This is a genomic window from Pseudomonas flexibilis, assembly GCF_000802425.1.
Lineage (GTDB): Bacteria > Pseudomonadota > Gammaproteobacteria > Pseudomonadales > Pseudomonadaceae > Serpens > Serpens flexibilis.
In genome coordinates this window covers 71,093-84,655 of the sequence record NZ_JRUD01000014.1, presented here as the reverse complement: position 1 = coordinate 84,655, position 13,563 = coordinate 71,093, and the positions used below count along the sequence as shown (strand labels likewise).

Annotated in this window: 12 protein-coding genes; 3 read left to right on the top strand and 9 right to left on the bottom strand. The window is 67.2% G+C overall.

Annotated elements, in window-relative coordinates:
• The 3 genes from SF06_RS09795 to SF06_RS09785 all read right to left on the bottom strand — a co-directional run bounded on the left by SF06_RS09795 (position 1) and on the right by SF06_RS09785 (position 2,375).
• Positions 1-1,014, bottom strand: coding sequence for an ABC transporter substrate-binding protein (locus SF06_RS09795; protein WP_027589078.1), 1,014 nt, complete (start codon positions 1,012-1,014; stop codon positions 1-3).
• Between the two features lie 135 nt (positions 1,015-1,149).
• Positions 1,150-1,767 (bottom strand): PAQR family membrane homeostasis protein TrhA, encoded by a 618-nt coding sequence (gene trhA / locus SF06_RS09790; protein ID WP_027589077.1) that lies wholly within the window; start codon positions 1,765-1,767, stop codon positions 1,150-1,152.
• A 98-nt stretch (positions 1,768-1,865) separates the two neighbouring features.
• The gene (locus SF06_RS09785; protein ID WP_039561111.1) at positions 1,866-2,375 is read right to left on the bottom strand and encodes a ferritin-like domain-containing protein; all 510 of its coding nucleotides are present in this window, start codon (positions 2,373-2,375) and stop codon (positions 1,866-1,868) included.
• Positions 2,376-2,564: 189 nt separating this feature from the next.
• On the opposite strand from SF06_RS09785, the gene SF06_RS09780 reads away from it, so the two are divergent.
• Both SF06_RS09780 and SF06_RS09775 read left to right on the top strand, forming a co-directional pair.
• Positions 2,565-3,737 (top strand): hypothetical protein, encoded by a 1,173-nt coding sequence (locus SF06_RS09780; RefSeq protein WP_027589075.1) that lies wholly within the window; start codon positions 2,565-2,567, stop codon positions 3,735-3,737.
• Between the two features lie 10 nt (positions 3,738-3,747).
• The gene (locus SF06_RS09775) at positions 3,748-4,467 is read left to right on the top strand and encodes a demethoxyubiquinone hydroxylase family protein (RefSeq protein WP_039561109.1); all 720 of its coding nucleotides are present in this window, start codon (positions 3,748-3,750) and stop codon (positions 4,465-4,467) included.
• A 21-nt stretch (positions 4,468-4,488) separates the two neighbouring features.
• Here SF06_RS09775 and SF06_RS09770 read toward each other — a convergent pair whose 3' ends face one another.
• The 6 genes from SF06_RS09770 to SF06_RS09745 form a co-directional block, all read right to left on the bottom strand.
• Positions 4,489-4,878 carry a MerR family transcriptional regulator gene (locus tag SF06_RS09770; RefSeq protein ID WP_027589073.1) on the bottom strand — a complete coding sequence of 130 codons (390 nt, stop codon included), beginning with the start codon at positions 4,876-4,878 and terminating at the stop codon, positions 4,489-4,491.
• An 80-nt stretch (positions 4,879-4,958) separates the two neighbouring features.
• Entirely contained in the window at positions 4,959-5,858 is a 900-nt protein-coding gene (locus tag SF06_RS09765) for a hydroxymethylglutaryl-CoA lyase (RefSeq protein ID WP_039561107.1), read from the bottom strand.
• Positions 5,859-5,988: 130 nt separating this feature from the next.
• Positions 5,989-7,899, bottom strand: coding sequence for an acetyl/propionyl/methylcrotonyl-CoA carboxylase subunit alpha (locus SF06_RS09760; protein ID WP_039561104.1), 1,911 nt, complete (start codon positions 7,897-7,899; stop codon positions 5,989-5,991).
• Positions 7,896-8,696, bottom strand: coding sequence for a gamma-carboxygeranoyl-CoA hydratase (locus SF06_RS09755; protein WP_039561103.1), 801 nt, complete (start codon positions 8,694-8,696; stop codon positions 7,896-7,898). Before SF06_RS09755 ends, SF06_RS09760 begins: the two co-directional genes overlap by 4 nt.
• A 58-nt stretch (positions 8,697-8,754) precedes the next feature.
• Positions 8,755-10,362 carry a carboxyl transferase domain-containing protein gene (locus SF06_RS09750; protein WP_039561101.1) on the bottom strand — a complete coding sequence of 536 codons (1,608 nt, stop codon included), beginning with the start codon at positions 10,360-10,362 and terminating at the stop codon, positions 8,755-8,757.
• A gap of 71 nt (positions 10,363-10,433) precedes the next feature.
• A complete protein-coding gene (locus SF06_RS09745) occupies positions 10,434-11,597 on the bottom strand; it encodes an isovaleryl-CoA dehydrogenase (protein ID WP_039561099.1) in 1,164 nt (387 codons plus the stop codon).
• Positions 11,598-11,818: 221 nt separating this feature from the next.
• Here SF06_RS09745 and SF06_RS09740 point away from each other — a divergent pair, with 221 nt between their 5' ends.
• Positions 11,819-13,501 carry an AMP-binding protein gene (locus SF06_RS09740; RefSeq protein ID WP_039561096.1) on the top strand — a complete coding sequence of 561 codons (1,683 nt, stop codon included), beginning with the start codon at positions 11,819-11,821 and terminating at the stop codon, positions 13,499-13,501.
• The last annotated feature ends 62 nt before the right edge of the window (positions 13,502-13,563 follow it).

The following is a 13,563-nucleotide window of genomic DNA, read 5'->3' as shown; positions in this document are numbered from 1 at the left end:
TCACTTCAGGGCTTCGACGAATCGCGTGTCGAGCAGTTGGGCAGGAGATACCGGTTGCGGCAGCAGGCCGGCATCGCCGGCGGCCTTGGTGATGTGGCGCATGCTGGTGTTGATGAACTCGCCCTGCACCTGCAGGTCGCGCTGGTTGTCGGCCAGCGAGTAGAACTTCACCCCGGCGAACGCGCTGTCCAGCTCGTCGGCGCTGGCGCCGACACCACGGGCGATGATCGCCTGGCCCTGTTGCGGGTTGGCCTGGTAGAAGCGGTAGGCCGCTTCCCAGCTGCGCAGCAGCGCCAGTACCTGGCCGGGACGTTTCTGCAGCATCTCGTCGCGCACCACCAGCACGTCGCTGATCAGGCCCGGATCGTCGGAGCCCTGGTACAGGGTTCGGATGTTCGGATTCTGCTGGGCGGCCACGCTCAGGTACGGCTCGTAGGTGACGGCGGCCGGCACCTGGCCGGCGATCAGCGCACTGCCGGCCGAGGAGGCGGGCATCGGTACCGGGCGGATATCCGCCAGGGTCATGCCGGCCTTGGCCAGCGCGCTGTGCAGCAGGATGTCGCTGGTGGTGCCTTCCTCGTAGGCCACGGCCTTGCCCTTGAGATCGGCCAGGGTCTTGATGGACGGATCGACGATCAGCGCATCGGCGCTGGTGCTCTGGTCCAGCAGCATGACGATCTTCACCGGCAGGCCGGCGGAGACCATGGCCATGGCGGTGTGGGTGGCCAGGTTGCCGGCGTCGATGCGCCCGCTGGCCAGCGCCGCGTTCATGTCCTTGTCTTCGTTGAAGTTGATCAGCTCCACCCCCTGCAGACCATTGGCGGCAAAGTGGCCTTGCTCGTCGGCGACATACCACTGGCCATAGCCCAGCCAGGGTTGCATGCCGAGTTTGACGGTACCGCTCTCCGGCTTGAGATCGGCGGACGGGGCGGCGGCAATCGCCGGCGCTGCCAGCAGGGCGAGGCTGGCGCTGGCCGCAAGGTTTCGCAGCTGGGACAGGATGGACATGGGCATCGATGCTCCGCGAATGGAAGTCAGGTTATGCGCACCGGGGGCTGCGCATGCGCGAAGCATTCTACGGGAAAGCGGCGGGAAATAGCGTGCCAGAGCATCGCGGCGGGAGCGATGCGGGTCACTTCATGCAAGGAACTAGATCACATATCCGCCAATGGCCACGAAGTGCAGCGAGCTGCCACCGACCACGAACAGGTGCCAGATGCCGTGCCAGTGGCGAAAGCGTGTGTCGTAGACGAAGAACACGATGCCCGCCGTATACACCACGCCGCCGGCCAGCAGCCAGGCGAAGCCTTCGCCGCCCAGGTTGCGCAGCAGCGGGCCGATGGCAATCAGCACGATCCAGCCCATCACCGCGTAGATCACCAGCGACAGGACGCGGGCTTCCGAGCGTGGCTTGATCTCCTGCAGCATGCCGATGATCGCCAGACCCCAGACGATGCCGAACAGCGTCCAGCCCCAGGCGCCATTCAGCGTCACCAGGCAGAAGGGCGTGTAGCTGCCGGCGATCAGCAGATAGATGGACAGGTGGTCCAGCTTGCGCAGGATGCGCTTCGCCCGTCCGCGCACGCTGTGGTAGACGGTCGAGATGGTGTAGAGCAGCAGCAGCGTGGCGCCGTAGATGGACACCCCGACGATCTTCCAGGGATCGCCATCCAGGCTGCTGAGCACGATCAGCCACACCGAGCCGGTCAGGGCCAGCAGGGCCCCGGCCAGGTGGCTCCAGGCGTTGAAGCGTTCACCGTGATACATGCCGTTTCTCCTTTTCCGTGCGCCGCCAGTATAAGCATGCCGACGTGAACAGGCAGTGACGGTTTCGGTCGTCATCCCTGACGGCGATGTCCTCCGGCCTAGCGCTTGGCCTCCGTTTCCGGTGCTGCGGAACGGCGCAGGAAGGCCTGGGTGAGTTCCGGCAGATGCTGGCGCAGCCAGTCGGACATGGCGATTTCCTGATGCAGGATCGCCTCGCAGACCCGGTGGGTCTCGGTGTCCTGGGCGACCTTCGCGGCTTCGATCAACACGGTGTACGAGGCGATTTCCATGTTCTCGAACACGTAGCCGCTCATGGCGCCCTTGATGACCTCGTCACTCATCATCATGCCGGCCATGCCCTGCCCGAAGGCCATGACCTTGCCGGAAATGTCCTTGAGCGTGGACGGGCTGCTGCCCAGGCGCTGCAGACAGGTTTCCAGCTGGGCCCGCTGGTGGTGGGTTTCTTCCAGGTGCTGCTGAATGCGGGCACGCAGCTCCGGGTAATGCTCCAGCCGCTCGACCTGGGAGGTGAGCATTGTCTCGGCCTGTTGTTCCATGGCATGCGCATCGCGCAGCCAGTCGAGCAGGTTTTCTTGTGGGGTAGCCATTGCTTCGCGCCTCCCGATGCAGGTGAGCTTCTGAGAGCCGGTGGCGCCCCGGGGTGTTCAGGAAAGAGGACAGATGGAGCACCTGGCCGGCCGCGAGTGCCGCCCATCGAATGGCTGCAACTCCCTCCCCGCGGCTGAATCAGGGAAAGGTGCCCCTCACGGCGGCTCCCTGACAAACCGGAGGTACGAATGGATACCCTGACCAGCCTGTTCGACGGCAAGGGTACGCCCCTGGCCAAACAGAAATTCACCTGGCGGGAAATGGCGACCAGGCCCATCAGCAAGCTTGATGACGATGCCTTCACCCGGGTGCGCATCATCCTCATGAACGGCATCGAGATGGATGCGTTGCGCCTGAAGAACATCGGCGCGCGGTTCCATGGCCCGCTGCGCGAAGCCCTCGCCCAGGTAAGACGCGCCGAGCAGCACCAGGCGACCATGGTCAACTGGCTGCTCTCGGCCGACCACTCCCCGCTGGAAACCACGGTCGCCTACGAACAGGTGGCCATCGAGGTCACCGCCGCCGTGGCGCAGACCGAGCCCGATCCTTACCAGGCGCAGACTTACCGCTTCGGCCTGCTGGAGGATTTCGACCACCTGTATCGCTACTCGGCGATGCTCGACCGCCTGGAGGGCAAGGACGCCAACAACATTCTGCAGGGCTACACCGACATCATCCCCAGCCGGCCGACCACCGATCACCATCGCGCCCCGGAAGACGACCTGCGGGACTCCTACCAGCGCGACAGCGCCGCGCTGATCACCAAGATCCACGCGGCGATGATCACTGCCGCCGAATACCAGACCCACGACTACTACATGACCATCGGGCCGACCTTCTCCGATCCGCTGGCCCGCCAGCTGTACGCCGAGATCGCCTCGGTGGAGGAGCAGCACGTCACCCAGTACGGCTCGCTGCAGGACCCGGATGAAAGCTTCCTGGAGAAATGGCTGATCCACGAGGCCATGGAAATCTATGCCTACCACAGCTGCATGGAGCAGGAGGAGAACCCGCGCATCAAGGCGATCTGGGAACGCTTCGTCGACTACGAGCTGGGCCACCTGAACCTGGTCAGCGAGCTGTTCAAGAAGCACGAGGGGCGCGACCCGGCCGAAGTGCTCCAGGGCTCGGTGCCCAGGCTCATCGAGTTCAAGAGCCAGCGCGAGTTCGTGCGCAAGACCCTGGCCGCGGAAATCGACCTGCGCGCCAAAGGGCACCAGTTCGTCGATCGCAAGGACGAGGGCAAGGCCAGCAAGGACTACCGCAAGCAGCTGCACGCCGATGGCGTCGCTTCGGAAACCGTATCCGCCGGCTACCAATGGACGCCGGGAACCGAACTCAGTCTGAAGAAAGCCTCCTGAGGACCTCACCATGCAGACCGCAGTCAAGATGGGACACAACGTCACCGGCGCGCAGATGTCGCCCAAGGACAGCGAAGCGCAACTCAAGGCCACCCGCGAGGTACCGCCAGACGTACCGGGCGGCCCGGAAAAACTCGCCCTGGTGCGCACCCGGGAAGCGGCGAAGGCCGACTCCATCGGCTCGGTGCCGGTTCCCGGATCGGCCAAGGGCATGCTGAAAACGGCGGTCAACAAGCTGGTCGGCGTCAGCCCGGAAGTGCTGATCGACAAGCTCGGCGAGCGCTTGGCCTTCGAGCGCGGCGGCGTGCGCCTCTATGACGCCTTGCTGGCCAAGGCCAAGGCCATCGACACGCTGGACAAAGCGATGCTGCAGACCCTGCAGCACTTTCGCCAGGAAGAGGCCGAGCACCTGGGCCTGGTTACCGCCGCCATGGAGAAACTGGGCGCCGACCCCACCGCCATGACCCCCTGCGCCGACGTGGCCGGCTGCATCAACATGGGCGTGATGGAAACCATCGCCGACCCGCGCACCAGCCTCGCCCAATGCCTCAACGCCTTGCTCACCGCCGAGCTCAGCGACAACGCCGGCTGGGAACTGCTCATCGACCTGGCCAACGCCTCCGGCCAGGGCGACATCGCCGACTCCTTCGGCAAGGCGCTCCAGCAGGAGCAGGTGCACATGCAGACGGTGAAGGAATGGTTGAGCCAGGAGGTATTGGGGCAGGTGTAGCGGCGGCGCCAGCGCTGTTGCTCAGCGCTTCTCCTGCAGCGCTTGCAGGGCCGAGCGGCAGCGCTCTTCGGCGGTGTCCAGTTCGAGCTGCATCTGCTGGATGTCCAGCAACTGCTGCTCGAGCTGCTGTCGGCGCTCGGCAATCATGCCGAGCATGATATTGAGCTGCTTCTGGTTGCCGGCCTGGGGGTCGTACAGCTCGATCAGTGTCTTGCATTCGGCCAGCGAGAAGCCGATGCGCTTGCCGCGCAGGATCAGCTTGAGCGCGACGCGATCCTTGGCCGAGTAGATGCGCTCCTGGCCGCGCCGGGTCGGCGACAGCAGGCCCTGCTCCTCGTAGAAGCGGATGGCCCGCGTGGTGATATCCAGCTCATTGGCCAGGTCGGAAATCCGGTAGGTCTGTTTGGACATGGTGATTCCACTACTCGTTGGAGGTGCCTGGCAGGGAGCCCCCGGCCGGCGGGCCATTTTAGGCACAGGCGGCCGCTGCGTCATTGCGCCAGACGCGCCCGCGCCACCCGCGAGCCGTTCGGCCGGCCCAGCACCTCGCTGATGCGCTGGCCGGCCGCGATCAGCGCCGGCAGGTCCACGCCGGTGTGAATGCCCAGGCCATCGAGCAGGTACAGCACGTCCTCGCTGGCCACGTTGCCGCTGGCGCCCTTGGCATAGGGACACCCGCCGAGCCCGGCGACCGAGCTGTCGAATACCGCGATGCCTTCCAGCAGGCTGGCATAGATGTTCGCCAGCGCCTGGCCGTAGGTGTCGTGGAAATGTCCGGCCAGCCGCTCGCGAGGCACGGCGCGGGCCACGGTGTCGAACAGCGTGCGGGCCTTGCCCGGCGTGCCGGTGCCGATGGTGTCGCCCAGCGAGATCTCGTAGCAGCCCATGGCATGCAGCTCGCCGGCCACCTCGGCGACCTTGCCCGGCGCCACCTCGCCCTCGTAGGGGCAGCCGAGCACGCAGGACACGTAGCCGCGCACGCGGATGTCCCGCGCGCGCGCGGCCTCCAGCAGCGGCGCGAAGCGCGCCAGGCTCTCGGCGATCGAGCAGTTGATGTTCTTCTGCGAGAAGGCCTCGGACGCGGCGGCGAACACCGCGACTTCCCGCACCCCGACCGCGATGGCCGCTTCCAGGCCCTGCAGGTTCGGCGTCAACGCCGCGTAGGTGACGCCGGCCTTGCGCTCGATCTGCGCGAACACCTCGGTCGAGCCGGCCATCTGCGGCACCCACTTGGGCGACACGAAGCTGCCGACCTCGATATGGGACAGGCCGGCGGCGCTCAGGTCGTTCACCAGGCGTACCTTGTCGGCCACGCTGATCGGCTGGCGCTCGTTCTGCAGACCGTCACGCGGGCCGACTTCGACCAGACGGACCTGTTTGGGCAGGCTCATATGAATCCTCCAGGGGTAATGGCGACGCCGTTGCGTGGGTATCGGTGGAAAATCGCTGCGCGAGTTTTCCACCCTACGGTGTTGCGTTCGGGCGTAGGGTGGACAACGGCGCAGCCTTGTCCGCCTGGGTTCAGGCCTCCTCCATCTCCAGCAGCACCGCGCCTTCGCTGACCATCTCGCCCTCGCTGCACAACAGGCGCTTGACCACGCCGGCCTGGGCGCTGCGGATGCTGTGCTCCATCTTCATCGCCTCCAGCACGATGAGCGCGGTGCCGGCCTCGACCTGCTGCCCGGCCTCGACCAGCACGCGCACGATGCTGCCGTTCATCGGCGCGGTCAGCCCGCCGTGCTGCGGGTGGCTGGCCTCGGCTTCGGCGATCGGGTCGAAGGCGGTGACCGCCAGCCACTCGCCGTTCCATTGCAGATACAGCGCCTCGCCCTGGCGGATCGCCCTCGGGGCGCGGATGCCGGACGGCTGCGCTGTCGGATCGACCGTCAACCGGCGGCTTTCGCCGTTGCACTGCAGGTGCAGGCTGATCTGCGCCGGCAGGCCGAAGCGCAGCCCGTCGCGCCGGGACCACGGCGAATGCGCGTCGTCGTCGCGCACGCGGGCGGCCGCGCTGCGCACGAAACACTCGGCCGCCTGCTGCCAGAAGGCTTCGGACAGCTCGCCGGCCGGACGCAGCAGCTCGCGCTCGTGGCGCGGGATGAAGCCGGTGTCCAGCTCGGCCTCGGCGAAGGCGCGGTGGCCGACCACCCGGCGCAGGAAGGCCAGGTTGGTGCGCACGCCGCCGACCGCGGTTTCGTCGAGCATGGACAGCAGGCGCTGGCGCGCTTCCTCGCGGTTCTCGCCCCAGGCGATCAGCTTGCCGAGCATCGGGTCGTAGAACGGCGACACCGTGTCGCCCTCGGCGACGCCGCTGTCGACGCGGCGGCCCGGGCCGGCGGCGGCTTCGCGGTACAGGTCGAGGGTGCCGGTGGCCGGCAGGAAGTCGTTGTCCGGGTCCTCGGCGTACAGGCGCACCTCGATGGCGTGGCCGCGCAGCGGCACCTGTTCCTGGCTGATCGGCAGCGGCTCGCCCCGGGCGACGCGGATCTGCCAGGCCACCAGGTCGAGGCCGGTGATGGCCTCCGTGACCGGGTGCTCTACCTGCAGGCGGGTGTTCATTTCCATGAAGAAGAACTCGCCACGGGCATCCAGCAGGAATTCCACGGTGCCGGCGCCGACGTAGCCGATGGCCTGGGCGGCCTTCACCGCCGCCTCGCCCATGGCGCGGCGCAGCGCCGGGGTCATGCCGGGCGCCGGGGCTTCCTCGACCACCTTCTGGTGACGACGCTGGATCGAGCAGTCGCGCTCGTTGAGGTACAGGCAGTTGCCGTGCTGGTCGGCGAACACCTGGATCTCCACGTGGCGCGGCTTGAGCACGTACTTCTCCACCAGCATGCGCGAATCGCCGAACGAGGATTGCGCCTCGCGCTGTGCGGAAGCCAGCGCCTCGGCCAGGTCCGCCTCGCGCTCGACCACCTTCATGCCCTTGCCGCCGCCGCCGGCGGTGGCCTTGAGCAGCACCGGATAGCCGATCACCTCGGCGGCGGCGCGGAAGGTTTCCAGGTCCTGGGTCTCGCCGTGGTAGCCCGGCACCAGCGGCACGCCGGCAGCTTCCATCAGTGCCTTGGCCGCGGACTTGCTGCCCATGGCGTCGATGGCCGAGGCGGGCGGGCCGAGAAAGATCAGCCCGGCCTGCTCGATGGCGCGCGCGAACTCGGCGTTTTCCGAGAGAAAGCCGTAGCCGGGGTGGATGGCCTGGGCGCCGCTGGCTTTCGCCGCGTCGATCAGCTTGTCGATGCGCAGGTAGCTGTCGGCCGGCTTGGCGCCGCCCAGGTCGATGCGGATATCGGCCTCGCGGGCGTGCCGGGCGCTGGCGTCGACGGCGCTGTGCACGGCGACGGTGGTCAGGCCCAGGGCCTTGGCGGTGCGCATCACCCGGCAGGCGATCTCGCCACGGTTGGCCACCAGCAGGGTATCGATGGAACGGTTCATGGCTGGTTCTCCTGCCAGGCGGGGGTGCGTTTCTCCAGGAAGGCGCTCAGACCCTCCTGGCCTTCCGGGCTGGTGCGCAGGCGGGCAATGGCCTGTTCGGTGGTCTGGCGCAGCGCGGCGTCGTAATCGCCATCGCCGACCTCCAGCAACAGCGCCTTGCAGGCCCTGAGCGCCTGCGGGCTGTTGAGCAGCAGGTTGTCGACCCAGCGCTCGAGGGCGGCGTCCAGTTCGTCGGCCGGATAGGTCTCGGCGAGCAGGCCGAGCTCGCGGGCGCGGGTGCCGTCGAAGCGCTCGGCGGTCAGCGCGTAGCGGCGCGCGGCGCGCTCGCCGATGGCCTTGACCACGAACGGGCTGATCACCGCCGGGGCCAGGCCGATGCGCACCTCCGACAGGCAGAACAGCGCGTCGCTGGCGCCGATGGCCATGTCGCAGCAGGCGATCAGCCCCAGCGCGCCGCCGAACGCCGCGCCCTGCACCACGGCCAGGGTCGGCTGCGGCAGCTGGTGGAGGCGCTGCATCAGCTCGCCGAGCTGGTGGGCGTCGTCCAGGTTGGCCTGGTAATCGAGCTGCGCCGATTCGCGCATCCAGCCCAGGTCGGCGCCGGCGGAAAAGTGCTTGCCGCGCCCACGCAGCACCAGGAAGCGGATGCTCGCGTCATCCCCCACCTCGGCCAGCGCCGCGTTCAGTTCGGCGATCACCCGGGCGTCGAAGGCGTTGTGCTTGTCCGCGCGGTTCAGCCACAGGGTGGCCACGCCACGCGCATCCTTGTTCAGTTCGATGGTCTGGAAAGCGGTCATCTCGGCATCCTCGATGCGACTGCAGGCGCCCGCGCGTGTCGCGCCGGCGTGGCGCGACTTACATGCGGAACACGCCGAAGCGGGTCGGCTCGATCGGTGCGTTCAGCGCGGCGGACAGCGCCAGCGCCAGCACCTCGCGGGTCTGCGCCGGGTCGATCACGCCGTCGTCCCACAGCCGCGCGCTGGAGTAATAAGGATGGCCCTGGCGCTCGTACTGCTCGAGGATCGGCTGCTTGATGGCCGCCACCTCGTCGTCGCCGAGGCGCTTGCCGGCGCGTTCGCTCTGCTCCTGCTTGACCTGGGCCAGCACCCCGGCGGCCTGTTCGCCGCCCATCACCGCGATGCGCGCGTTGGGCCACATCCACAGGAAGCGCGGGTCGTAGGCGCGTCCGCACATGCCGTAGTTGCCGGCGCCGAAGCTGCCGCCGATCAGCACGGTGAACTTCGGCACCTGGGCGCAGGCCACCGCGGTGACCAGCTTGGCGCCGTGCTTGGCGATGCCGCCGGCCTCGTACTTCTGGCCGACCATGAAGCCGGTGATGTTCTGCAGGAACAGCAGCGGCACGCCGCGCTGGCAGGCCAGCTCGATGAAATGCGCGCCTTTCTGCGCGGCCTCGGAAAACAGGATGCCGTTGTTGGCGAGAATGGCGATCGGGTAGCCGTGCAGGTGGGCGAAGCCGCAGACCAGGGTGGTGCCGAACAGCGCCTTGAATTCATCGAACTCGCTGCCATCCACCAGCCGCGCGATCACCTCGCGCACGTCGTAGGGCTGCTTGGCCTGTGCCGGGATCACCCCGTACAGCTCCTCGGCCGCGTACAGCGGCGCGCGCGGCGCGCGGCTCTGCAACTGGCCGAGCTTGCGCCAGTTGAGGTTGGCCACGCAGCGGCGGGCAAGGGCCAGCGCGTGTTCGTCGTTCTCGGCGTAGTGGTCGGCGACGCCCGAGGTCTTGCAGTGCACGTCGGCGCCGCCCAGTTCCTCGGCGGTCACCACCTCGCCGGTGGCGGCCTTCACCAGCGGCGGGCCGGCCAGGAAGATGGTCGCCTGGTTGCGCACCATGATGGTCTCGTCGGCCATCGCCGGCACGTAGGCACCGCCGGCGGTGCACGAGCCCATCACCACGGCGATCTGCGGGATGCCCAGGGCGCTCAGGTTGGCCTGGTTGAAGAAGATGCGGCCGAAGTGCTCGCGGTCGGGGAACACCTCGTCCTGGCGTGGCAGGTTGGCGCCGCCGGAGTCCACCAGGTAGATGCACGGCAGGCGATTCTCGCGGGCCACGGTCTGGGCGCGCAGGTGCTTCTTCACCGTCAGCGGGTAGTAGCTGCCGCCTTTCACCGTGGCGTCGTTGGCAATGATCATGCACTCGACGCCTTCGACGCGGCCGATGCCGGCGACCACGCCGGCGGCGGCGACGTCCTCGCCGTACACCTCGTGGGCGGCCAGCGGCGCCAGTTCGAGGAAGGCCGAGCCGGTGTCGAGCAGCGCGTCGATGCGCTCGCGCACCAGCAGCTTGCCGCGCGACACGTGGCGCTGCTGGGCGCTCGCGCCGCCGCCTTCACTGATGCGACCGAGCAGGGCGCGCAGGTCGTTCACCTGGTCGAGCATCGCCGCGCGGTTGGCGGCGAACTCCGGCGAGCGGGTGTTGATCTGGGTGTGCAGGATGGCCATGGTCGGCTCCGGTTCATTCCGTCGTAGGGTGGAAAACGCTTCGCGGTTTTCCGCCCTACGAGTGGGCAGGCTCACTTGGATTCGTTGAACAGCTCGCGGCCGATCAGCATGCGGCGGATCTCGCTGGTGCCGGCGCCGATCTCGTATAGCTTGGCGTCGCGCAGCAGGCGGCCGGTGGGGAATTCGTTGATGTAGCCGTTGCCGCCGAGGATCTGGATCGCCTGCAGGGCCATCTGCGTGGCGTTCTCGGCGGTGTAGAGGATCACCCCGGCGGCGTCCTTGCGGGTGGTCTCGCCACGGTCGCAGGCCTGGGCGACGGCATAGAGGTAGGCGCGGCTGGCGTTGAGCTGGGTGTACATGTCGGCCACCTTGCCCTGGATGAACTGGAACTCGCCGATGCTCTGGCCGAACTGCTTGCGGTCGTGGATGTAGGGCACCACCACGTCGAGGCAGGCCTGCATGATCCCGGTCGGGCCGCCGGCCAGCACCACGCGCTCGTAGTCCAGGCCGCTCATCAGCACCTTCACGCCGCCATTCACCACGCCCAGCACGTTCTCCTCGGGCACCTCGACGTCATCGAAGAACAGCTCGCAGGTGTTGGAGCCACGCATGCCCAGCTTGTCGAACTTGTTGCCGCGCGAGAAACCCTTCCAGTCGCGCTCGACGATGAACGCGGTGATGCCGTGCGGGCCCCTGTCCAGGTCGGTCTTGGCGTAGATCACATAGGTGTTGGCGTCCGGGCCGTTGGTGATCCAGGTCTTGCTGCCGTTGAGCACGAAGCGGTCGCCCTTCCTGTCGGCGCGCAGCTTCATGGACACCACGTCGGAACCGGCGTTGGGCTCGCTCATCGCCAGCGCGCCGATGTGCTCGCCGCTGATCAGCCTGGGCAGGTACTTGGCCTTCTGTTCGGGCGTGCCGTTGCGGTTGATCTGGTTGACGCACAGGTTCGAATGGGCGCCGTAGGACAGGGCGACCGAGGCCGAGGCGCGGCTGATCTCTTCCATCGCCACCACGTGGGCCAGGTAGCCAAGGCCGGCGCCGCCGTATTCCTCGGAAACGGTCACGCCGAGCAGACCCATCTCGCCGAATTTCTTCCACATGTCGGCCGGGAACAGGTTGTCCTGGTCGATGGTCGCGGCGCGCGGCGCCAGCTCGGCGGCGACGAAGGCCTGCACCTGTTCGCGCAGCATGTCGATGGTGTCGCCGAGGGCAAAGTTGAGGCTGGAATAGTTCATGGGGCCACCTGCTGTCTTGTAGTTGTTCTATGTTCGGGTTGCGGCGGCGGCGATTGCGCCACTCTTTCCGGCACCCCGGCCCGCTGTCCTTCGACTTTTGGAACGGGTTGTCGGGGTAGTCACCTTTACGTTAACGTAATCCTGCCCCTGGACGACTGTCAACACCATGGGCCCTTGGGAAGCAACGCCTCATAACAAACATAAGACTGAGGAAATTCGCCATGAGTCTTCCGAGTTATACCTGCGGACCGCAGAACAAACCCCTGTTGCCCATGACCATCGGCGCGGCCTTCGACCGCACCGTGGAGCGCTTTCCCCGGCGCGAGGCCCTGGTGGTGCGCCATCAGAACCTGCGGTACACCTGGGCGGAGCTGGCGCAGGCGGTGGACCGTTGCGCGCGCGGCCTGCTGGCCCTGGGGCTGCAACCTGGCGAGCGGCTCGGGATCTGGTCACCGAACAACGCCCAGTGGTGCATCACCCAGTTCGCCACGGCGAAGATCGGCGTGGTGCTGGTCAACATCAACCCGGCCTACCGGCTCAGCGAGCTGGAATACGCGCTCAAGCAGTCCGGCTGCCGCTGGCTGATCTGCGCCGATGCCTTCAAGACATCCGACTACCACGCCATGCTCCACGAGCTGCTGCCGGAGCTGGAAAACGCGGCGCTCGGCGCGCTGCAGAGCCACATGCTGCCGGAGCTGCGCGGCGTGATCAGCCTGTGCGACAAGCCGCTGGATGGCATGCTGCCCTGGCCGGCGCTGATGGAAATGGCCGAGCAGGTCGGCCCGGAACAGCTGCGCCAGTGCAGCGAACACCTGCAGTTCGACGACCCGATCAACATCCAGTACACCTCCGGCACCACCGGCTTCCCCAAGGGCGCCACCCTCAGTCACTACAACATCCTCAACAACGGCTACATGGTCGGCGAGAGCCTCGGCCTGACCGAACATGACCGCCTGGTGATCCCGGTGCCGCTGTACCACTGCTTCGGCATGGTCATGGGCAATCTTGGCTGCGTCACCCACGGCACCACGATGATCTACCCGAGCGCGGCCTTCGAGCCGCTGGCCGCGCTGCAGGCCGCGGCGGAAGAAAAGGCCACCGGCATGTACGGCGTGCCGACCATGTTCATCGCCATGCTCGACCACCCGGAGCGCCAGTCGCTGGACCTGAGCAGCCTGCGCACCGGCATCATGGCCGGCTCCACCTGCCCGATCGAGGTGATGAAGCGTGTCATCGACGACATGCACCTTGCCGAAATGCAGATCGCCTACGGCATGACCGAAACCAGCCCGGTGTCCACCCAGACCAGCGCCGACGACGACCTGGAGCGCCGCGTGACCAGCGTCGGCCGCACCCAGCCGCACCTGGAAAGCAAGATCGTCGACGAGCACGGCGCCATCGTGCCGCGCGGGCAGATCGGCGAACTCTGCACCCGTGGCTACAGCGTGATGCTCGGCTACTGGAACAACCCGGAGGCGACCCGCGAAGCCATCGACGGCGCGCGCTGGATGCACACCGGCGACCTGGCGGTGATGGACGACGAGGGCTACGTGAAGATCGTCGGCCGCAACAAGGACATGATCATCCGCGGCGGCGAGAACGTGTACCCGCGCGAGATCGAGGAATTCCTCTTCACCCACCCGGCGGTGGCCGACGTGCAGGTGATCGGCGTGCCGGACAGCAAGTACGGCGAGGAGATCGTCGCCTGGGTCAAGCTGCACCCGGGTCATCAGGTCGAGGCCGAGGTGCTGCGCGAGTTCTGCAAGGGGCGCATCGCCCACTACAAGACGCCACGCCACATCAAGTTCGTCGACGATTTCCCGATGACCATCAGCGGCAAGGTGCAGAAGTTCCGCATGCGCGAGATCAGCGTGGTCGAACTGGGCATCAGCGAACCGCACTGACCGGCACTGGCCGGGTTCGCCCGGCCAGCAGGTTCAACGCCGATCCACTCCCACGGAGAGCT